Annotated in this window: 15 protein-coding genes; 5 read left to right on the plus strand and 10 right to left on the minus strand. The window is 62.1% G+C overall.

The genetic code is table 11. The features are described from left to right. Positions 1-4: 4 nt before the first annotated feature. From HHJ17_RS13300 to HHJ17_RS13325, 6 genes are all read right to left on the minus strand, one after another. On the minus strand, positions 5-943 hold the full coding sequence (locus HHJ17_RS13300; protein WP_296497645.1) for a MoxR family ATPase: 939 nt from the start codon (positions 941-943) through the stop codon (positions 5-7). A 14-nt stretch (positions 944-957) separates the two neighbouring features. Further along, entirely contained in the window at positions 958-1,554 is a 597-nt protein-coding gene (locus tag HHJ17_RS13305; RefSeq protein WP_296497647.1) for an SRPBCC family protein, read from the minus strand. Between the two features lie 65 nt (positions 1,555-1,619). Beyond that, the gene (locus HHJ17_RS13310) at positions 1,620-4,022 is read right to left on the minus strand and encodes an aerobic carbon-monoxide dehydrogenase large subunit (RefSeq protein WP_296497650.1); all 2,403 of its coding nucleotides are present in this window, start codon (positions 4,020-4,022) and stop codon (positions 1,620-1,622) included. Positions 4,023-4,049: 27 nt separating this feature from the next. Further along, the gene (locus tag HHJ17_RS13315) at positions 4,050-4,538 is read right to left on the minus strand and encodes a (2Fe-2S)-binding protein (protein ID WP_296497652.1); all 489 of its coding nucleotides are present in this window, start codon (positions 4,536-4,538) and stop codon (positions 4,050-4,052) included. Between the two features lie 30 nt (positions 4,539-4,568). Beyond that, positions 4,569-5,432 carry a xanthine dehydrogenase family protein subunit M gene (locus HHJ17_RS13320; protein ID WP_296497655.1) on the minus strand — a complete coding sequence of 288 codons (864 nt, stop codon included), beginning with the start codon at positions 5,430-5,432 and terminating at the stop codon, positions 4,569-4,571. Positions 5,433-5,604: 172 nt separating this feature from the next. Next, a complete protein-coding gene (locus HHJ17_RS13325; protein ID WP_296497658.1) occupies positions 5,605-6,408 on the minus strand; it encodes a LytTR family DNA-binding domain-containing protein in 804 nt (267 codons plus the stop codon). A 272-nt stretch (positions 6,409-6,680) separates the two neighbouring features. Between HHJ17_RS13325 and HHJ17_RS13330 the strand changes: the two genes are divergently transcribed. The 3 genes from HHJ17_RS13330 to HHJ17_RS13340 are packed head-to-tail and all read left to right on the plus strand — an operon-like array spanning position 6,681 to position 8,971. Further along, on the plus strand, positions 6,681-7,373 hold the full coding sequence (locus HHJ17_RS13330; RefSeq protein ID WP_296497661.1) for a hypothetical protein: 693 nt from the start codon (positions 6,681-6,683) through the stop codon (positions 7,371-7,373). Continuing rightward, positions 7,373-8,356 carry an XdhC family protein gene (locus HHJ17_RS13335; protein WP_296497664.1) on the plus strand — a complete coding sequence of 328 codons (984 nt, stop codon included), beginning with the start codon at positions 7,373-7,375 and terminating at the stop codon, positions 8,354-8,356. Before HHJ17_RS13330 ends, HHJ17_RS13335 begins: the two co-directional genes overlap by 1 nt. A 36-nt stretch (positions 8,357-8,392) precedes the next feature. Beyond that, the gene (locus HHJ17_RS13340; protein ID WP_296497666.1) at positions 8,393-8,971 is read left to right on the plus strand and encodes a cob(I)yrinic acid a,c-diamide adenosyltransferase; all 579 of its coding nucleotides are present in this window, start codon (positions 8,393-8,395) and stop codon (positions 8,969-8,971) included. 72 nt (positions 8,972-9,043) lie between these two features. Here HHJ17_RS13340 and HHJ17_RS13345 read toward each other — a convergent pair whose 3' ends face one another. Further along, positions 9,044-9,466 carry a hotdog fold thioesterase gene (locus HHJ17_RS13345; RefSeq protein WP_296497669.1) on the minus strand — a complete coding sequence of 141 codons (423 nt, stop codon included), beginning with the start codon at positions 9,464-9,466 and terminating at the stop codon, positions 9,044-9,046. 234 nt (positions 9,467-9,700) lie between these two features. On the opposite strand from HHJ17_RS13345, the gene HHJ17_RS13350 reads away from it, so the two are divergent. Both HHJ17_RS13350 and HHJ17_RS13355 read left to right on the plus strand, forming a co-directional pair. Beyond that, on the plus strand, positions 9,701-11,764 hold the full coding sequence (locus tag HHJ17_RS13350; protein ID WP_296497672.1) for an acetoacetate--CoA ligase: 2,064 nt from the start codon (positions 9,701-9,703) through the stop codon (positions 11,762-11,764). A 70-nt stretch (positions 11,765-11,834) separates the two neighbouring features. After that, on the plus strand, positions 11,835-13,259 hold the full coding sequence (locus HHJ17_RS13355) for a diguanylate cyclase (protein WP_296497675.1): 1,425 nt from the start codon (positions 11,835-11,837) through the stop codon (positions 13,257-13,259). An 11-nt stretch (positions 13,260-13,270) separates the two neighbouring features. Here HHJ17_RS13355 and HHJ17_RS13360 read toward each other — a convergent pair whose 3' ends face one another. The 3 genes from HHJ17_RS13360 to HHJ17_RS13370 all read right to left on the minus strand — a co-directional run bounded on the left by HHJ17_RS13360 (position 13,271) and on the right by HHJ17_RS13370 (position 20,391). After that, positions 13,271-13,765 (minus strand): glycine zipper 2TM domain-containing protein, encoded by a 495-nt coding sequence (locus HHJ17_RS13360; protein WP_296506096.1) that lies wholly within the window; start codon positions 13,763-13,765, stop codon positions 13,271-13,273. Between the two features lie 59 nt (positions 13,766-13,824). Next, positions 13,825-14,139 (minus strand): BON domain-containing protein, encoded by a 315-nt coding sequence (locus HHJ17_RS13365; protein ID WP_296497681.1) that lies wholly within the window; start codon positions 14,137-14,139, stop codon positions 13,825-13,827. Between the two features lie 141 nt (positions 14,140-14,280). Next, the gene (locus HHJ17_RS13370; protein WP_296497683.1) at positions 14,281-20,391 is read right to left on the minus strand and encodes a PAS domain S-box protein; all 6,111 of its coding nucleotides are present in this window, start codon (positions 20,389-20,391) and stop codon (positions 14,281-14,283) included. Between the last annotated feature and the right edge of the window lie 279 nt (positions 20,392-20,670).

Consider the following 20,670-nt stretch of genomic DNA (forward strand, 5'->3'; position numbering starts at 1 on the left):
CCCGTCATTTCATGGCACCGGCCACGCCTACCTCTTGCGCAATGCGCGGCCCATCCATCAGCTTGCCGACACGCTCGGCCGTGACCTGCCAGCGGTCGTTGCGGGTCTTGAGCAGCGCGGCCAGTGTCGGCACCAGTTGCAGGTGATCCAGCGGCAGCTCGCCATGGCCCAAATGAAACAGCACGCGCACCCAGTCCAGCGTTTCCGCCACGCCCGGCACCTTGTCAAGATCTTCCCGGCGCAGGCGCTGGACAAAGGCCACCGCTTCTTCGACCAGCCGGGTCGCCGCTTCGGGCACCAGCGTGCGCACAATCTGCGTCTCGCGCGCCAACGACGGGTAATCAAGGTAGTGAAACAGACAACGCCGGCGCAGGGCATCCGACAGGTCGCGCGTGCCGTTGCTGGTCAGGATGACCAGCGGCCGACTCAGCGCCTTCAGCGTGCCAAGTTCCGGGATGCTCACCTGGTATTCGGACAGCACCTCCAGCAGGAAGGCCTCAAAGGCTTCGTCCGCGCGGTCGATTTCGTCGATCAGCAAGACGCAGGGCTGCGGCGACCGGATCGCCTGCAACAACGGTCGCTGCAGCAAAAAGTCTTCTGAAAACAGGTTGTCGCGCAGCGCCGCACGGTCGCCTTGACCGGCTTCGGCGAGGCGGATCTCCAGCAACTGGCGGCTGTAGTTCCACTCATAGACAGCCTGGCTCAGGTCCAACCCTTCGTAACACTGCAGGCGCAACAAGGGCCGGCCCAGCGCGCGCGCGCAGGCGCCGGCGATGGCAGTCTTGCCGACGCCAGCCTCGCCCTCCAGCAGGAGCGGGCGCTCCAGCGTGAGGCCCATCCAGATCAGGCTGGCCAGGTCTTCGTCGGCAATGTAGCCGGCCTTGAACAGGCGCTCGCGCAAGCCCTCGGGTGTGGTCAACGCGTCAGTGGCAGTGGAAGACATGGTGCAGCACGAGATCAGGATTTGCGGCGAAACAGGTCGGCGAAGAACTTGCGGATCATGGCCCACATGAAGGCCAGCGCATTGAATTCCTTGGCCACCACTGGCGCGCTGGGTGCTGGCGCCGGCTCGGCACCGCCAACGGGTGCCGCAGCCCCTTGCAGCGCCTGCGCCTTTTGTGAAAAGACCTCGGCGAACTGCGCCAGAATCATGTCCGAGACCGAGGTCATCATGCGCCCGCCAAATTGGGCGAACTTGCCATTGACGATCACTTCGGCATGGCCTTGCAGGGTGCTGTGGCCGTTCTCTGCCGGGACCAAGGTGGCCGTCAGTTCCATCGAGGCGGAAGAGCCGCTCTTGTCGGCGCCCTTGCCCATCATCTTCAGCGTGCGGGTGGCCGGGTCCAGGGTCAAGACGTCAATGGTGCCGGCAAAGGCGGCCACCGCCGGCCCGACCTTGACCCGGACGCTGCCCTTGTAGTGGGTGGCATCGATATCTTCGGTGATTTGCGCGCCCGGCATGCAGGTGGCGAGCTCGTGCATGTTGGAGAGCACGGCCCAACCGGCATCAAGACCGGCCGCGACCGGGTACTGTTTATCGAGGACAACTTCCATGGAAACTTTCTGAAAATACAAGAGGGCGGGTGCACCGCAGTGCACCCGCCCTGGTCAATCGGATCTCAGCTGGCGATGCCGACAGCTTTGAGTTGTTGCCACACGCGGTAGGACGTGTGTGGCATGTTGAAGTGGGTCACGCCCAGGTGCGCAAAGGCGTCCACCATGGCGCTGGTAAAGGTCGGGATGCTGCCGACGTGCGGCGACTCGGCCACGCCCTTGGCACCGAGCGGGTGGTGCGGGGAGGGCGTCACGGTGTAGTCGGTTTCCCATTTTGGTGTTTCCACGGCCGTGGGCAGGAAGTAGTCCATCAGCGTGTTGCCCTGGATGTTGCCTTGCTTGTCAAACGACAGCAGCTGCCCCATCGCCACGGCAAAGCCTTCGGTCAAACCGCCATGAATCTGGCCTTCGATGATCATCGGGTTGATGCGGGTGCCGCAATCGTCCAGCGCATAGAAGCGGCGGATCTTGGTCTCGCCCGTGCCCTTGTCGATGTCCACCACGCACAGGTAGGCGCCAAACGGGAAGGTGAAATTGGGCGGGTCGTAGTAATGCACCGCCTCCAGCCCCGGCTCTAGTCCTTCGGGCGGCTGGTTATACGCGGCCCAGGCGATGTCCTTCATGGTCTTGAACTTGTCGTCGTTGCCGCGCAGCTTGAAGCGGTCGATTTCCCATTCCAGATCGGCCTCGCTCACCTCCAGCAGGTGGGCGGCAATCTTCTTCGCCTTTGCGTGGATCTTGCGTGCCGCCATGGCAATCGCCGCACCTGCGACCGGTGTCGAACGGGAACCGTAGGTGCCCAGGCCGTAGGGCGCCGTGTGGGTGTCGCCTTCCTCGATCTGGATCACTTCGGACGAAATGCCCAATTCGGTCGCAATGATTTGCGCGTAGGTGGTCTGGTGGCCCTGGCCTTGCGAGATGGTCCCCATGCGGGCAATGGCCGAGCCGGTCGGGTGGACGCGAATCTCGCAGGAATCGAACATGCCGACGCCCAGAATGTCGCAAATTTTGCTCGGACCGGCGCCCACCACCTCGGTGAAGGTGACCAGGCCAATGCCCATCAGCGTCGGGCAATCGGGGTCCGCGCGTTTGACAGCCTGTTCGGCACGCAGCCCCTTGTAGTCCACGGCGGTCAGCACCTTGTCCATGGCGGTCTGGTAGTCACCCGAGTCGTACTCGAAACCGAAGGCCGAGGTGTAAGGGAACTGCTCGCGTTTGATGAAATTTTTGGAACGGATCTCGGCCTTGTCCATGCCCAGTTTTTGCGCCAGCACATCGACCATGCGCTCGACCAGGTACACCGCCTCGGTGACGCGGAACGAGCAGCGGTACGCCACGCCACCGGGCGCCTTGTTGGTGTAGACGCCGTCGACCCGGCAGTAGGCGCTGGGGATGTCGTAGCTGCCAGACACAATATGGAACATGCCGGCCGGAAACTTGGTCGGGTCGGCACAGGCATCAAAGGCGCCGTGGTCCGCGATCACATTGGTGCGCAGCGCCAGGATCTTGCCGTCGGCCGTGGCGGCCAACTCACCGGTCATGTGGTAGTCGCGGGCAAAGGCGGTGCTGGAGAGGTTCTCGATCCGGTCTTCGATCCACTTGACCGGCTTGCCCAGCACGATGGACGCCACGATGGCGCACACATAGCCGGGGTAAATGCCGACCTTGTTGCCAAAGCCGCCGCCGATATCGGGCGAAATGATGCGGACCTTGGACTCCGGAATGCCCGACAACATCGACACCACGGTGCGGACCACGTGCGGCGCCTGGCTGGTGATCCAGGTGGTGAGTTCACCGCGAATCGGGTCGAACGAAGCGACGGCGCCGCAGGTTTCCAGCGGGCAGGGGTGCACGCGCGGGTAATGCATGTCCTGTTTCACCGTGATCGGTGCGCTGGCAAAGGCCGCATCGGTCGCTTCCTTGTCTCCGGCATCCCAGGTGAAGATGTGGTTGTGGTGGTAGCGCTTGCCATGCGCGCCCTCGGTCTTGCCGACCAGGTCTTCCCGGATCACGGGGGCGCCGGGTTTGAGCGCCTCGAACGGGTCAATCACCGCCGGCAGTTCTTCGTACTCGACTTCCACCGCGGCGACACCATCGGCAGCGGCATAGCGGTCGGTCGCAATCACCACCGCCACTTCCTGCATCTGGAAGTGGACCTTGCCGTCGGCCAGCACCGCCGCGACGTCGCCCGCCAGCGTCGGCATCCAGTGCAGTTTGAGGGGTTTGAGGTCTTCGGCGGTCAGCACCGCAACCACGCCTGGGACCTTCAGCGCTTCTTCCTTGTTGAGGCGCAGGATGCGGGCGTGGGCCACGGGCGAGCGCACGATGGCCATGTGCAGCATCTCGGGCAACTTGATGTCATCGACATAGTTGCCCTTGCCCTGGATGAAGCGCGCATCTTCCTTGCGCAGGCGGGACTCGCCCATGCCCATCAGGGCTTTTTCACGGTCACTCATTGGTGCGTTCATGCATGTCTCCTCTGTGTGCGTCCGCGCTTACGCGGCGACGGTGGTTTTCTGCAAGGCGCTGGCTGCATGCAGCACGGCCTTGACGATGTTCTGGTAGCCGGTGCAGCGGCACAGATTGCCCGCCATGCCGACCCGCACTTCCGCTTCCGTGGGCGTCGGGTTGTCTTGCAGGAAGCGGTAGGCGCGCATCAGCATGCCCGGCGTGCAGAAGCCGCACTGCAAACCATGTTCCTTGTAAAAACCTTCCTGCACGGCATGCAACAGGCCGGCATTGGCCAGACCTTCGACGGTCTTGACGTCGCTGCCATCGCACTGCACGGCCAGATGGGTACAGGACTTGACGGATTGACCGTCGATGTCCACCGTGCAGGCGCCGCAGTGGCTGGTCTCACAGCCGATGTGGGCGCCGGTCAAATTCATCTTCTCGCGCAGAAAGTGCACCAGCAGCGTACGTGGCTCGACCGCCTCTTCCACCTGGCGGCCGTTGAGGGTCATTGAAACTAATGTTTTGCTCATCGAAAGTCTCCTTTTTGTTTTTGTTTCAGCTCAACTGCAACGGGCCGCCGCCGCGCGAATCGCCCGCTTGACCATTTCGCCCGCCATGGCGGTCTTGTACTCAATGTCACCGCGCAGGTCTTCCGCCGGTTCGCACACCGCGCGCACCGCCTGAACCGCCAGCGCCAGCGTGGCGTCATCCAGCGGCTTGCCCATCAGGGCGGCCTCGGCGGCGCTGGCCCGCAGCGCGGTCGGCGCCACATTGGTCAGGCCGATGCTGATCTGCGTCACCACGCCAGCGGCCATGCGCAGCACCACGGCGGCACCGGCGGTCGCCCAGTCGCCGGTTTTACGTTTGAGCTTCTGGTAGGCGTAACCGGTGCCGGCCTGAAACGGCGCCACCAGAATGGCGGTGAGGATTTCGTTTTCGGCCAGTGCCGTCATGTAGGTGCCGTGGAAGAAGTCCAACGCCTTCACCTGCCGCTCGCCCTGGGGCCCTTGCAACACAAACGTGGCGTCCAGCGCCATGGCGATCGCCGGATGGTCGTTGCCCGGATCGCCGTGCGCAATGTCGCCACCGATGGTGCCGCGGTTGCGCACTTGCGGGTCGGCAATCAGCAACGCCGCCTCCGGCAACAAAGGCAGGCGCTCCTGCAACAGTGGGGAGGCGATCAGGTCGCTCTCACTGCTCATGGCGCCAATGCGAATCAGGCCGCCTTCCTCGCGGATGCCGCGCAGTTCGGGAATGCGGTTGATGTCGATCAGTGCGCCCGGTTGCGCAAAACGCAGCTTCATCATCGGCAGCAGGCTGTGGCCGCCGGCCAGCAGCTTGGCGTCGTCGCCCAGGTCGGTCAGCAATGTCAGCGCCTCGCCAAGGGAGCGGGGGGCATGGTACGCAAATGAGGGTGGAATCACGTTGTCTCCTGTACGGCCTGATTGACCTTTAGAAGCGCAACTTTAGTGACAGCCCATGCGGCAGGGGAAGCTAAACAATCAACCGTCGTTCACACAGCACGAATGGCAATAGCACTGCACGAACGAGCGGCCAGCGGGGGCCAGACCCCAGCAAGCGAGGGGCCGACCCAGGTCAGGTGGCTGTTTTGAGCACCACCGGGTCGCCCAGTCCCAACTGCTCCATCAAAAACGGCGCACTGGCGCGCGACACCGGAATCTCGACCGGCGCGGGCCCCATCATGCGCAGCGTCATGCGACCGTCGTGCCGCACGATCTCATCCACATGCGACAGGTTGACGATGTAGCTGCGGTGCACCCGCAGGAACAGCTGCGGATCAAGCCGGCTCTCCAGGTCGCCAATATTGAGATTGCAGAACTGGCTGCCCTGCCCGGTGTGCACCCAGGTGTAATGCCCCTCGGAGCGGATGAAGGAGACACTCGGCACATCCACCAGCAACACCCGGTTTTGCTTGATGGTCGGTATCTTGCGCAGTTGGCGCTTGTCCCCGCCCTCGCGCGCGCCCTGTGCCGGGCTCGCTTTTGCCTCATGGCTGACCACCTCGGTGATGTCATAGAACACCAGCGTGTAGCCGGTGGTGGCGCCTTGCGCATCGCCTATCTTGGACACTTTGATCAGCAGCACTCGATCCGGAATATTGATCATCATCGCCATCGGCGGCGCGTTGTTCACCGGGCATTCGGCCTGACCCAACAGGAACTTGACTTTGGCTTTCGCCGCCTCGGGGTGAAACGAGGTCACGATCTTGCCAAAGGGCATCTTGTCCTGCAGCGGCAAGCTGCGCCGCGCATAGTCGTTCATGCCCATCACCCGCAGTTCCAGGTCCAGATTGACGACGCCGACGTCAAAGCGTTCCAGCAAATACAGCCAGGAACTCGACGGTGCGGCGGAAGGGGAACCGATGGGACAAGTTTTCATCAAAATTACCCGTGAAGTTGTACGCGCGTCGCCGGGGGTGCTTTCGTGCCGGAAAACGGACACTCATGCATGTCAGGCGCGCTTCGTTCATACGTCTGGCAGTCCGCTGAAACGGCCGCTAGAGTCTCGTGCCTGAACTGGTTTGTTGATAAAGCAAACAATCCTCCAGGCCTTCGTGCGTATGACGCTGGATTTTGAGGTGACAAGGCCAAGGCCAATACGGGGTTTTCCCTAGCCCTCCGGTTTCATTTGTTGTGAGTAACACTATCTTCATGAAGACGCTTCCCCACTGGCTGGCCCGCAGCATCGGTTCCGCCGTCCTGACCCCCGCCGTGCTGGTGCTGCTGGTGGGTGTGACGCTGTGGTCGGTCGAGCGATCAACGGCGATCGGCGCCACGAGCCACCCGTCCGGCGTCATTCTCCTCACGCTGGTGGCGGTCACGCTGGGGTGCGCCGCCCTAGCCTGGGTGCGCCCGCAGCGCGTCGGACTGTCACCGCCTCACGTCATGCTGTCGCTGGGGTTTGGCGGCATGTTGCTGGGGCTGCTGTACGACTTTTATAACGCGGGCCCGGCCCGACTCGACAGTTTGTGCGCGCAGTCGGCCGCGCTGGGCTTCATGGACAGCCTGCAACTGCACCTGCAGTTCCTGCCCGGCATGCACACGGGCATGCTGGCCGGTGGCCTGCTGGCGATCCCCAGCCTGCGCCTGCTGCGGCCCGATTGCGGCCGCTACCTGTGTTCGCTCTTTGCCCAGAACCTGATGTGCTCCAGCTGGATGCTGGTCGGCATGACCGCCGGCGCCTTGTGGTTGTCGCGCTGGCAAGTCGCTGCGGGCATCCGCAATTTGGAGGGCATGCTGGGCGGCATGTTTGTCGGCATGACCTGGGGCATGGTCGTGAGCGTGGCTTTGTACCGGGGATTCTTCACGCTGCGCAACCGGGCGCACAGCAAAAAGGTAGCTTGATGGAAAGTCTTGATCTGAGAGTTCTGGGCGACGCCCTGGCCTGGCGCACGGCCGGACATGCCGTCACGCTGGTGACCGTGGTGCAAACCTGGGGCAGTGCGCCGCGGCCACCGGGCGCCCTGTTGGCGGTGCGTGACGACGGCGTGGTGAGTGGCTCGGTCTCGGGCGGCTGCGTCGAAGACGATCTGATTGCCCGCACCAAGGCCGCGTTCAACGCCCCGAACCTGACGCCGGACCACCAGCGGCCGAGCCTGATCGTCTACGGCGTCAGCAAGGAAGAAGCGACCCGTTTCGGCTTGCCCTGCGGCGGCACCTTGCGCCTGGTGCAGGAGCCTGTGTTGGACGCCACCTGGATCGCGCAACTGCTGGCGCGCACCGCCGAGCACCAGCTGGTGGCACGCACGCTGACGCTGGCCACGGGCGCGGTGGTGCTCGGCAGCGCAGTGCGCGGCCAGGCCCTGCAGTTTGACGGCGCCACGCTGACCACCGTGTTTGGCCCCCAATGGCGTCTGCTGCTGATCGGCGCCGGCCAGTTGTCGCAGGCGGTGGCGCAGATGGCGCTGATGCTTGATTTTGAGGTGCGGGTGTGCGATCCGCGCGAAGAATATGCCGCCACCCTGGTGGCCGGTGTGCCGGGCATCCAGCGCATGGACGGCATGCCGGACGATGTGGTGCGCGACCTGGTGCCGGATGCCCACACGGCCATCGTGGCCCTGACGCACGACCCCAAGCTGGACGACATGGCGTTGATCGAAGCGCTGCAATCCAGCGCCTTTTATGTCGGTGCCTTGGGCTCGCGGCGCAACCAGGAAGCGCGCAAGCAGCGCCTGGGCGAACACTTTGATTTGAGTGCGCCCGCGTTGGCGCGTTTGCACGGACCGGTGGGGCTGGCGCTGGGGGCTCAAACGCCGGCCGAAATTGCGGTGTCGATCATGGCCGAGATCGTGCAGGTCAAAAACAGGAAGACCGGCGGGGTGCTCTGATTGGCGTGACAATAGTCGCGATTAAGGAGATTCATCATGGGACAACGACTGACACAAATCGCCACCCGCACCGGCGACAACGGCACCACCGGCTTGGGCGACAACACCCGCGTCTCCAAAAACAGCCTGCGCGTGCACGCCATGGGCGACGTGGATGAGCTCAATTCCAATATCGGTGTGCTGCTATGTGAAGATATGCCGGAGAGTGTGCGCTCACTTTTGGTTGAAATTCAGCACCAGCTGTTCAACCTGGGCGGCGAGCTGTCGATCCCCGGTTTTGAGCTGCTCAAGCCGGAAGCCGTGCTGGCGTTGGACGCCGCACTGGCCCAACACAACGAGGCTCTGCCACGGCTGCAGGAGTTCATCCTGCCTGCCGGTAGCCGCGCCGCCGCCTTGTCTCATGTCTGCCGCACCGTGGCCCGCCGCGCCGAGCGCGCCGTGGTGGCGCTGGAAGGCCATGAGGCCTTGAAAGACACACCACGCCAGTACCTGAACCGGCTTTCTGACTTGATGTTTGTGCTGGCCCGCGTGCTGAACCGCCATCGCACCGACGGCACGGTGGGCGACGACGTCTACTGGAAGAGCGCCAAGCTGGCGCAAGCCGATGCCACCTGAGTGCTATTGAATAAATAGCTGCTTGCGCTTATTTGACGGGGGATTGCGGTCGATTTGGCTTGAACCCGCCGGTTAACGCGGCGCCAACACCGCCATCGTGATGCGCGAGGCGCAGGTCAACTCGCCGGCATCGTTGCGCAGATCAATCTGCCAGACCTGCGTGGTGCGGCCAATGTGCACCGGGCGGGCGATGCCGGTGACCCAGCCACTGGTGGTGCCTTTGATGTGGTTGGCATTGATGTCCAGCCCGACGGCGCGATGCCCTTCCGGCGCGGCATAGGCGGCGCCACACGAGCCCAGGGTTTCGGCCAGCACCACGCTCACGCCCCCATGCAGCAAGCCATAAGGCTGCTGGGTGCGCGAGTCGACCGGCACGCGGGCCCGGATGAAGTCGTCCCCCACCTCCAGAAACTCAATGCCCAAGTGCGCCGTCGCCGTGTTAACGCTGATGGCGGTGAGCTCGGCCACCGAGATGGGTTTTTTCCAGATGCGCATCAAATCTCCAAAATATAGGTAGCGGCAACTATAAACAATGGCAGGACCGGCACTTGTCAAAGGGGCGTCACCAGCTACGGTTTGTATAGCAAAGCCGACGCTCGACCCCGCCAGGCTGCGGCCCTGGTGCGGCAACGACCGCCACCCGGCTGCGGGAAAACCCCGATGCTTTGAGGCGTCCAGGTGACGCGCAGGTGCTAGCCTGCGCGGGCTCGCTCAGGCTAGCCTTGTGCCATGACCCAACTCACCCCGCCGCCCCATGTGCCCCAGATCCGCCTCTACCAAAACTGGCTAAAGGCGCAACGCGGCCTGTCGTTCGAATCGTATGACGCGCTGTGGCGCTGGTCCACCACCGAACTGGAGGCGTTCTGGCAAAGCATCTGGGACTACTTTGATCTGCAATCGCCCACCCCCCATCGCGTCGTGTGTGACGGCGCGCCCATGCCGCGCACCCAGTGGTTTGTCGGTGCCCAGTTCAACTACGCGCAGCAGGTGTTCCGGCATGTGGCGGCGGCCGATGCCGCCGGCGTCGCTGCCATCCTCAGCCACAACGAAAAAAGCCTGGGGCAGGCCCCGGCCCGGCAGTTGAGCTGGCCCGAACTGCGCCGCCAGGTGGCCGCGCTGGCCCTGCACCTGCAGGCGCACGGCGTGCAGCCGGGCGATCGCGTCGCCGCCTACCTGCCCAATATTCCCGAAGCCATGGTGGCGTTTCTGGCCACGGTCAGCATCGGCGGCGTGTGGAGCATCTGCGCCCCCGACATGGGCACCCATGCCGTGCTCGACCGCTTTCAGCAAATCGGCCCCAAAGTGCTGATTGCCTGCGATGGCGTGACCTACGGCGGACGCGACTTTGACCGCACCGGTGTGGTGGCCGAGCTGTGTGCGGCACTGCCCTCGGTGCAGCATGTGGTTCTGTTTGAGAACCTGGGGTTGTCGACAGATGCTATAAAAAAAGTAGCTGACTGCGCAAGTTTCATGGGGGCTACAGCCCGGAATGATGCACAAACTGAGGCATTTCAGCCGCTCTGGCTGCCGTTTGACCATCCGCTGTGGATTGTGTATTCCAGCGGCACCACCGGCTTGCCCAAGCCGATCGTGCACGGCCACGGCGGCATGGTGCTGGTAGCGCTGGCACTGAAAGGTTTGCACAACGATGTCGGCTGCAGCTACGACCCCAACTCGCTGGGCGAGCGCTTCCACTGGTACAGCTCCACCGGCTGGGTGATGTGGAACGCGCAGCTCAGCGGCCTGCTCAGCGGCACCACCTGCTGTCTTTTTGACGGCAACCCGGGTGGCCGCACGGTCGACGCCGCCGGCCACAAGGTGGCGCCCGACTGGACCACGCTGTGGCGTTTTGCCGCCGAACTGGACGTCACCTTTTTTGGCGCCGGTGCCGCCTTTTATGCCAACTGCCAGAAGGCCGGTGTCGACTTGGGCGCCTGTGGCGACCTGTCCCACGTCCGGGCGCTCGGCAGCACCGGCTCGCCGCTGAGCGCCGAGGCGCAGGCCTGGGGTACTGATCAGTTTCGAAAACTGCAAAACGTGGGCGAGCGTGGGGGCGACATCTGGTGGTGCAACATTTCCGGCGGCACCGACTTCTGTGGCGCCTTCCTCGGCGGCAACCGCGAGTTGCCCCAGGTGCCGGGCGAGATGCAGTGCCGCTTGCTGGGTTGCGCCGTCGAGGCCTGGAACGAGCAGGGCCAGCCGGTGCTGGACGAAGTGGGCGAGTTGGTCTGCACCCAGCCGATCCCCAGCATGCCCTTGTATTTTTGGGGCGACGCGGGCAACCAGCGTTACCTGGCCAGCTACTTCGACACCTACCCTGGCGTCTGGCGCCATGGCGACTGGCTCAAGATCGGGGCGAACGGCGGCTGCATCATCTATGGCCGCAGTGACGCCACCATCAACCGGCACGGCCTGCGCATGGGCACCAGCGAGCTCTACAGCGCGGTCGAAGCCTTGCCCGAGGTACTGGACTCGCTGGTGGTTGATCTCGAATACCTCGGGCGCGAGAGCTATATGCCGCTGTTTGTGGTGCTGCGCGACGGTCTGACGCTGGATGACACCGTGCGCCGCAACCTTAACGAGGCGATCAAAACCGCGCTGTCGCCGCGCTTTGTGCCGAACGAGATTTTTCAGGTGGCGGAGATTCCGCGCACCCTGTCGGGCAAAAAACAGGAACTGCCGATCAAGAAGCTGCTGCTGGGCCAGCCGCTGGAAAAGGTGCTCAACCGCGATGCCATGGCCAACCCGGGTTGCCTGGACTGGTATGTCGCGTTGGCACAGGCGCGACAGTGAGCTGCATCGGTCACACTTGGACGGCATAATCTGAACGATGAAGTGCGTCAGCCCGGCGCCGATAGGATCTATGACTGCCCGCCAACGCGTGACCAAGACCGAGTCCCCCTCGTTGGAACCAACGGACAACCTGGCGCAAGCGCTGCAAACCCGGATGGCGGACCTGTCACGCCTCAACAACGACCTGAACCACCTGCTGGAGGACGCCGGCATCGGCGCCATCTTTGTCGACCCGCACATGCGCATCCTGCGCTTCACTGCCACCGCGTCCCAGCTGATCAACCTGATTCCGAGCGACGTCGGGCGGACCCTGGATGACATCGTCACCAATCTGATGGGCAGCGACCACCTGGTGGTTGACGTGCAGGCCGTGCTGGACACACAGACACCCCGGAACGTGCAAGTGCAGACGGCGGCCGGTTTATGGTTTGAAGCGCGCATCCGGCCCTACCGCACGCTGGAAAAAGTCATCGAAGGGGCCGTGATCACGTTTGTGGACATCACCGAACTCAAGCGCATGGAGCAGGCGCTGAGGAAGGGCGAAGAACACTATCGCGCCATGGTGGAGTGGTCGCCCGAAGCAATCAATGTGGTGCGGGATGGTCTATTTGTCTATGTCAATCCGGCGGCCATTCAGATGTACGGCGCCAGCACGGCGCAGGATCTATTAGGAACTCCGACGCGCGACCGGGTGCACCCGGACGATTACCAAGTTGCGCTCGGGCGCTTGAAGTTGCTGACCCACCAGCATGTCAGTGCACCCTTGGTCGAGATGAGATTTCTCAAGCTGGATGGCACGGTGATTGAGGTGCAAGCCCAGGCCAAAGAAATTGACTACGATGGCGCACCGGCCATCCACGTTGCCTGGCGCGACATCGCGGAACGCAAGCGGGCGCAAACCGCCCTGCGAGACAGCGAAGCACGCATGCAAATGGCCGACCAGGTGCTGCATCTGGCGTTCTATGACGCGCTGACCAACCTGCCGAATCGGCGTGTGCTGAATGACCGCTTGAACCAGACCATGATCACCAGCAAGCGCAATGGTTGTTATGGTGCCCTGATGTTTCTGGACCTCGATAATTTCAAATCACTCAACGACACGCATGGGCATGAAGCGGGCGACTTGCTGCTGATCGAGGTGGCGCAACGACTGAAAAATTGTGTGCGCGAGATGGACACCGTGGCGCGTTTTGGCGGCGATGAATTTGTCGTGATGCTCAGCAAATTAAGTGCGGACAAAACCGATTCCATATCGCAAGCCAAGAGCGTGGCTGAAAAAATAAGTGTTGCGCTATCCGACCCCTACCAGCTGAGCATCAAGCAGGTCGGCAAAGTCGATACCGCCGTCGAGCATCGTTGCACGGCAAGTATCGGCGTGGCCTTGTTCATCAACAATGAAGCGAGCCATGTCGACATTCTTAAATGGGCGGACACCGCCATGTACCTCGCCAAAAAGGCGGGGCGCAATTTAATCCGGTTTCATGACGGCGACTGAGGCATGAAAAATCAGTAGCGCTGCGCGACGCCGTTTTCAATCCGCACCCGATCACCCACCCGAATATTGGGGTTGGTGGTTTGCGTCAAGGTTTGATAGGAACCATCGTTCATGCGGATGGTGAATTTGTAGGCGTCTGAAGTTTGCTGGTTGCGTTTTTCCAATTCGTGACCGGCATAGGCCCCGCCTGCCGCGCCAAGCACCGTCGCGGCCGTGTTGCCCTGGCCCTGCCCCACTTGGTGGCCAACGATGCCACCGATCACAGCGCCTGCGATGGTGCCCGCGCCTACGCCGCTACCACCAATGCCGCGGTTGTCCACCCGGACCAATTCAATCGCCTGCACGACGCCGTAACTCGCATACGCGCCGCTTTGATTGGTGGATTGCGGATACGACGATCCCGAGTAATTCGGGTTGCCGTTGTTGTTCATGTCCGCGCACGCACCCAAGGTGAGGACGGCCGCCAAGCCCATCACGGGGCCAATGATATTCAGAGGTTTCATCATCACTATCTCCTTCAAATGTGGCTAATCGCAAGAGCACAAGTACGCGCCTCAATACAGGCTCAAGGGCGGATGACGATCTCGTTCTTGACCGCTTTCACACCCTTCACGTCGCGCGCAATTTTTTCGGCGGTGTTGCGTTCCATGCTGCTTTTGGCGAAGCCGGACAGCAAGACGGTGCCATTGAGCGTTTCGACCCGGATACTGCTGGCGGCCACATCGGTGTTGTCAACAAAGCGTGCTTTGATGGAGGTGGTGATCGCGGTGTCGTCAACGTAGGCGCCCACGGTTTCCTGGCCGCGGGTGACCGCACAGCCGGTCGCGGTAAGCAGCGTAACAGCCATCACGGCAACAGCAAGAGTGGTACGAATGTTCATGGTAAATCTCCGGTAGCAGTTGATGTGTGTTCGGGTTCAACCCACTGGTACGGGGCCAATCCCTACTGAACCGAAATGTAGTACGAAGCATCGACGATAGCAAGTCAATCCCGTAAGTTTGTAGGTTTTTTCTATCGCGCTTTAAGCGTCGGCCCACAGCGTTGTCAGCCGTTGGATAGATGCGCCGAGCGTCCGCATGACCGTCTGCATTTCATCGAACAAGACCGGCATCATGGCGGCTTGGCCGTCCAACAGGGTCGTCTCTGTTTTGGCCGCCAGGCGAGCCAGTTCCGTGGCCTGCAGAATGCTGGCCACGCCACTCAGGCCATGAATAAGATCGCGCGCGCCTTTGAGGTCAGCCGCATGGAACAGACGACGGGCTTGCTCGACGTCACCGCCGTGTTGCACGATGAACTTGTTCAGGATATCCCGATACCGCTTCTCGTCCCCCCCAAAGGCATTCAGGGCGGCCGCAATGTCCAGCCCCGGCAGCTGGAGCGCCGGAGCCCTGGCTGGCAAGGCAGGGTCGGGTCTGACGGGTGCTGACGCCAGCGGACCCCGGCGCTCCTTGGCCACCAGGTCGAGCAAATCCTCCACATCCAGCGGTTTGACAATGTGTCCCACCATGCCCGCCAGTCGGGATTTTTCACGGTCCTCGGGTCGGGCAAAGGCGGTCACCGCGATGATGGGCAGATCAAGTAGGCCCAGCTCCTCGCGGATGATCCGGGTCGCGCTATAGCCGTCCAGGACCGGCATCTGAATGTCCATCAGGACCGCATCAAAATGCGCACCGGGCACCTGCAGTGCCTTGACGGCGACGAGTCCGTTGGCCGCGATCACCACTTGGGCGCCCGCGCGGGTCAGGATCTGCTCAATCACCTCCTGGTTGAGCTCGTTGTCCTCGGCCACCAGCAGGCGCATACCAGCCAGGCGCCGATCGGTCTTGCCGGGTGGCGGCAGGAGGGAGTTCAATTCGCCTGAGTACGCCCGCGTAACGGCTTCCAGCAGGCTGGCGGGTGTCATCGGTTTGGCCGCAATGCCATCGAGGTCGAGGTCATCACTGGCCGCTACCGCTTGCTCCAGCTCAAATATGGAGGCCATCAAGACCACGAGCGGCAGACCGATATCGGGTGAGTCATACGCTTGCCGGAGCATCGCCAGCCCATCCAAGCCGGGCATGTGCCAGTCGAGCAACATCAGGTCGTAGTCGCGGCCTTCAGCCACACTGCGCCGCAACTCGTTCAGGCCGGCGGCGCCAGAATCAACGGCGGTCGCCTGCCAGTCGAAGGCGGCGCAGGTCTGCGTCAAAATGTCCCGCGCCAGCGGATGGTCATCAATGATCAGGATGCTCAGGCCGGCCGGAATATTGCTGGAGACAGACACAGGCACGTTCACCCCGAGCGCCAATGGCACGCTGAAGTGAAACTCGCTACCCGACCCCACGACGCTGTTCACCCCGATCTGGCCACCCATCAAACGCGCGAGCCGGGCACTGATGGCCAACCCCAGGCCCGAGCCGCCATAAAGGCGGCTGGTTGACGCGTCCGCTTGGGTGAACCCTTCAAAAATAACGCCCAATTGGTCGCTCGGAATGCCGATGCCCGAATCGCGGACAGTAAATTGCAGCGTCACCCGTGTGGCTTCGCGGGCGAGACAGCGCACCGAAAGCACAATCTCGCCCGTCTCGGTAAATTTGACGGCATTGCTGGTCAGATTCAGCAGGACCTGCTGCAAACGCAAGGCATCCCCGATCAGCGCATCGGGGATGTCCGGCGCCACCTCAAACAAGGCTTCAATGGGTTTGTCGCGCAGGCTAACGCCGACCACCGCCGCCGTGGTGCGCAGGAGGGCGTTCAGCGACAAGGGCGCCTGTTCCAGTCGCAATTTCCCGGCCTCGATTTTGGAAAAGTCCAGGATGTTGTCGATAAGCGCGCGCAAGGCCTGGGCCGATAACAGAATCTTGTCCGCGTAATCTCGTTGGCGGCGGCCCAGTGGTGAGTCAGCCAGCAGTCCTGTCAGGCCGACTACGGCATTGAGGGGTGTGCGCAGTTCATGGCTCATGGTGGCCAGGAAGGCGCCTTTCGCCAGGCTGGCCGCCTCGGCGTCCCGGACTTTTTCGGTCAGTTCGGCATTGAGTTCGGCGATCTCCTGTGTCCGTTCTTTGACCAGTTTTTCCAGTTGCTGCTGGTAGCGTGCCAGTTGGCTGCGGGCGCGCAGCGACTGCAGGCCAAAGGCCATGTCGTTGGCCAGTTCTTCCAGCGACTGCACTTCATTCATGCCAAACGCATCGGGCTCGGCTGAATACAGGGTCAAGGCCCCCAGCACCTGCTTGTCAATGATAAGCGGCAGCGCCACGCTCGATTGGTAGCCTCGGTTAAGAGCGGCCTCGCGCCAGGGCGCCATTTTCGGATTGCTCAGGCAATTCTGATTGATCTGGGCAGTGCCGGTCCGGATGGCCGTGCCCGTCGGCCCGCAACCAATGGCTTGCTCACTGTCCCATGAGACCTGAATGCATTCCAGATAACCCTCTTCGAAGCCGGACTGCGCGACCGGCCGTACTGATTTTTCAGCGTTCTGTTCGGCTATTCCGACCCACCCCATCAGGTAGCTGCCAGATTCCACTACCAACTGGCACAACTCGTCGAGCAGTTGGCCTTCATCCTTGGCGTGGACCAGCGCGATGTTGCAGTCACTGAGCAGGCGCAGGGCGTTGATGAGGCGCTTCTGTTCGGCCTCGGCATCGGAAAGTTCGGCCGTGCGTTCGGCGACCAGTTCTTCCAGATGGTCACGGTACAGATCCAGGGTGAGCTCGGCCTGCTTGCGCTGGGTGATATCGATGCCAATTCCGCGGTACCAGATCACCCGGCCATCTTTTTCCGGCACTGGGCGGGAGCGGGCCATCAGCCAGCGCGGGGCCGCGCCCGGGGGTAACTTGACCTGCCATTCGATTTCAAATTCTTTCTTTTGGGCTATTGCCGTCTTAACGATGTGCTCGGCTTGTTCCAGATCATCGGGATGCACGGTCTGCCGCCAGGTCTCGAAACACGCAGGGACAGAGTTCAATTCCAACCCGAAAAGCGCCCAGAGTTCGTCCGACCAGATATCCACTCCGGTGTCGAGGTTCCACTCGCAGCAACCAGCGCCCGCCCCCTCCAAGGCCATCTTTAAACTCGTTTCGCTATCGCGTAACTTGACGTCAATCTGCCGTTGCTCTGTGATGTCTTTGACGGCACCCATCATCGACTGCGCCGTCCCGCTTTCATCAAAAGAGAACTCCCCGGTCTCCACGACCAGCCGCTCACTGCCGTCTGCCCATCTAAGACGGAATTCAGTTTGCCAAGTGGCTTTGTTGGCCAACGCTTGCAAGGCCATGTCCATGACGCGCTGACGGTCGTCCGGATGCACCCGTGCAAAAAAAACATCCGGGGTCAGGACCGGTATGTCCTCCGGCCTGTAATCCATCAGCCGGTACATCTCGGCGGACCAGGTGACCGGATTATGGTTGAAGTTCTCCAGGTCAAGCAGTTCGATCGACCAGGCGCCGAGCTGGGTAATGCGTGCGGCCTGATTCAAGGTCAACTGGCTGCGTTGCAGCAGCGCCTCGGTGCGTTGGTGCTCCTGAATCTCGACTTGCAGACGTTCTTTCGATGCCGTGCTGACCTCCAGGGTGGTGGTCAGTTCGGCGGTGCGCTGCGCGACGCGCTGCTCCAGGCTGGTATTGAGTTCAAGCAGCGCCTCCTCCGCCTGCTTGCGCGCAGTGATGTCACGGATGATGCCGATGAAGTGGGTCAAGCGGCCATGCTCGTTGCACACGGGTGAGATGCTCAGGTCGTTGCAGAACAGTGTGCCATCCTTGCGGTAATTAAGGATCTCGCCCGTGAATTCGGTCCTGTTTTCCATGGCCCGGCGAATCGATGCCCGCATCCGTGGATCAGTGAGAGGGCCTTGCACAAAACTGCATGTCTGGCCCAGGACTTCTGCCGCGCTGTAGCCGGTGATCGACAAAAAGGCATCATTCGCCGAGAGGATGCACCCGTCGGCACTGCTGATGAGGACGCCTTGCGAAATCGCCTTCAGGGCGAGGTCGCTCACCCGCAGCTTCTCGCTTGACTGTATGCGCGCGGAATTGTCGGTGCCGATCAGCAGGTAGCCGATGATGGTGTTTTGAACGTCACGCAACGCCGTGACCGACACCACTGCCGGAAAGCGGCTGCCATCCTTGCGGATGTAGGTCAACTCGTAGATGTCCTCGATGCCGCGCGAGGCTTTGAATACCAGGGCCTCGAAGCCCGGCTCAATTTGGGTTCCCAATTCGGCGGTCAGGGCCTTGGCGCGCGCAATCACTTCTTGCGGGTCAGAGATGTCGGCCGGGGTGATCTTGTTCATCACGTCAGCAGCGTCGTAGCCCAGCATGTGTTCCGCGCCAACGTTGAAAATCTGGATCACGCCCTGGACGTCGGTGGCGATGCTGGAGAAATTGGCGCTGTTAAAAATCGCGCGCTGCAAGGCGCCGGCCTTGAGCAGCGCGGCCTCCGCTTGCTTGCGCGCGGTGATGTCTTGCACCATGCCGTGGAGTTCGACCACCGTGCCGTTGGCATCGTAGGTGGCTTCACCGCGGGCGGTGATCCAGCGGTGAGTGCCATCGGCGCGCACCATCTCGGCCTCGCATTCGTAAGGCGTGCCGTGTGACCGGGCCGTCTCCGAAACCTCTTCAAAGCGAGCCCAACTGTCAGGCGTGTAATACGCTTGAATTGCTGAATAAGGCAGGGGCGGCAAGCTGGGGTCGATGCCGTAAAGGCGATAAATTTCCTCTGACCAGACACGTTGGTCGGTCCGCAGGTCCCAGCTCCAGCTACCCAGAGCCGCCATCTGCTGCGCCGCCCTCAATGCGAGCTCTTTGCTCTGGAGCGCGGCCTCTACTTCTTTGCGACGCTGGATGTCTTCGATCACCGAGATGAAGTAGTCGGGGCTGCCGTCAGGGTGCCGCGCCAGCGCGACGGTGAGGTGAACCCAGATGCTGGTGCCGTCCTGGCGCAGGTAACGCTTCTCCATCGAATAGGTTTCGAAGGCACCCGCCAACAGCTGCTCGGCCAAGATGAGATCGGCTTGAAGGTCGTCCGGGTGCGTGATGTCCTGGAAGGTTTTTTCCATCAGTTCGGCTTGCGTGAAGCCGGTGATGTCGCACAGTTTTTGGTTCACCTGCAGCAAACGCCCCGCCGGGGCGACCAGCGAGATGCCCACCGCCGCCTGCTCAAAGGTGGCGCGAAAGCGTTGCTCACTGTCGCGCCGGGCTGCTTCGGCTTGGTTGCGTTCCGCAAGCGACTGGTCCAACAGGCGGCGTACGACGGCGATTTCAGTGATGTACGGGACCGGTGCCTTCGGATTTGTGGTGTTTCCCAGCAGCGTCACTGATTTGGCGAGCCGGCGGCCGGCCAGTTTGCCACCGAGAACCCCGGCCAGGGTGGCGCCCAGAATGGCGAGCGCCAGTTGGGTGGCGGCCTCAAGTAGCGGTGCGAAATAGATATGGCGCGGAATTTCAAGCACCACGGACCATGGCGAAGTTTGAGAATGAACGACGAATCGCCCGGGGGTATCGCTTGCCGGGACCGTCTTTTCCCCCGGTGGTCCGCGGCGGGCAAGGGTCTCGCCGGCACCGTCCAACAGGGCGACGGACCATTCCTCAGGCAGTTCCAACTGCTCCAGGCGCTGCTGGAACTGGCGAGCCCCGGCAGGGGTGATCACGAGGAAGGCGATCTTGCCTTTGCGCTGGCCCGGCACCGCGATGCCGACCAGCGGCTCCTTGGAGTTCGGGCCAAAAAAGAGATCGCCAACGGCGGGCATGCCCGTTTGCATGGCGGTCAGTGCCGCGCTATGGCCCTGCGGCAGCATCGGCAGCATCGGCAGAGGCGTGCCGAACGGTTCGCGCGTGTTGAACAGCATGTGTTTTTGCAGGTCGGCGAGGATGACGTGGCTGCCGAAAGCCTGGTGAAAGCCCAGTGCCTCCTGGTAAAGCGCTTTGTGCTGCGAGGGCTGGTCCGCGAGCGGCGACGCAGCCAGAATATGCAGGGCATCAATGCGCGCTTTCAGGTCATGGTCCACCGCCTGGGCAAGGCTCTGGGCAAGGTGTTGGGCATCGACGTTGAGCTCTTTCTGGACATGATTGACATGGACAAAAGCCAAATAGGCGGCCAACAGGACCAGTGGCAAGACGCATAGCCAGATCAGCCGCGTCAGGAATTTATTCAGCGACATGCGGGACTCAGCCGGCGGCCGGATGGGAAGCGATGTTGTTCATGACGATGGCCCTGTGTGATGAGCTCATGCAGGCGATTGCGCTGCGAGAGAAAACTTCTGATGCGGGTTGGCGACTTTGCCCCGTGCCATTTAATCACCTGAGGGGCATCATGGCATACCAAGCTTGGCGATAGCTTGCCAACATAGCAGGCCGGTGGCGCTCAAGGGGGCGAGGGCGGTAAATACCCTGATGATATTTGTGGCACGAAACTGGCATGCATCGATAGAATAAGTTGA

Source organism: Rhodoferax sp., from assembly GCF_012927445.1.
Classification (GTDB): domain Bacteria; phylum Pseudomonadota; class Gammaproteobacteria; order Burkholderiales; family Burkholderiaceae_C; genus Rhodoferax.

What these genes read in the sequence shown, in the direction of transcription:
- HHJ17_RS13370 (WP_296497683.1), bottom strand. Translation starts at nt 20,391, where the DNA reads ATGTCGCTGAATAAATTCCTGACGCGGCTGATCTGGCTATGCGTCTTG.
- HHJ17_RS13315 (WP_296497652.1), bottom strand. Translation starts at nt 4,538, where the DNA reads ATGAGCAAAACATTAGTTTCAATGACCCTCAACGGCCGCCAGGTGGAA.
- HHJ17_RS13310 (WP_296497650.1), bottom strand. Translation starts at nt 4,022, where the DNA reads ATGAACGCACCAATGAGTGACCGTGAAAAAGCCCTGATGGGCATGGGC.
- HHJ17_RS13300 (WP_296497645.1), bottom strand. Translation starts at nt 943, where the DNA reads ATGTCTTCCACTGCCACTGACGCGTTGACCACACCCGAGGGCTTGCGC.
- HHJ17_RS13305 (WP_296497647.1), bottom strand. Translation starts at nt 1,554, where the DNA reads ATGGAAGTTGTCCTCGATAAACAGTACCCGGTCGCGGCCGGTCTTGAT.
- HHJ17_RS13360 (WP_296506096.1), bottom strand. Translation starts at nt 13,765, where the DNA reads ATGATGAAACCTCTGAATATCATTGGCCCCGTGATGGGCTTGGCGGCC.
- HHJ17_RS13335 (WP_296497664.1), top strand. Translation starts at nt 7,373, where the DNA reads ATGGAAAGTCTTGATCTGAGAGTTCTGGGCGACGCCCTGGCCTGGCGC.
- HHJ17_RS13330 (WP_296497661.1), top strand. Translation starts at nt 6,681, where the DNA reads ATGAAGACGCTTCCCCACTGGCTGGCCCGCAGCATCGGTTCCGCCGTC.
- HHJ17_RS13340 (WP_296497666.1), top strand. Translation starts at nt 8,393, where the DNA reads ATGGGACAACGACTGACACAAATCGCCACCCGCACCGGCGACAACGGC.
- HHJ17_RS13345 (WP_296497669.1), bottom strand. Translation starts at nt 9,466, where the DNA reads ATGCGCATCTGGAAAAAACCCATCTCGGTGGCCGAGCTCACCGCCATC.
- HHJ17_RS13325 (WP_296497658.1), bottom strand. Translation starts at nt 6,408, where the DNA reads ATGAAAACTTGTCCCATCGGTTCCCCTTCCGCCGCACCGTCGAGTTCC.
- HHJ17_RS13355 (WP_296497675.1), top strand. Translation starts at nt 11,835, where the DNA reads ATGACTGCCCGCCAACGCGTGACCAAGACCGAGTCCCCCTCGTTGGAA.
- HHJ17_RS13365 (WP_296497681.1), bottom strand. Translation starts at nt 14,139, where the DNA reads ATGAACATTCGTACCACTCTTGCTGTTGCCGTGATGGCTGTTACGCTG.
- HHJ17_RS13350 (WP_296497672.1), top strand. Translation starts at nt 9,701, where the DNA reads ATGACCCAACTCACCCCGCCGCCCCATGTGCCCCAGATCCGCCTCTAC.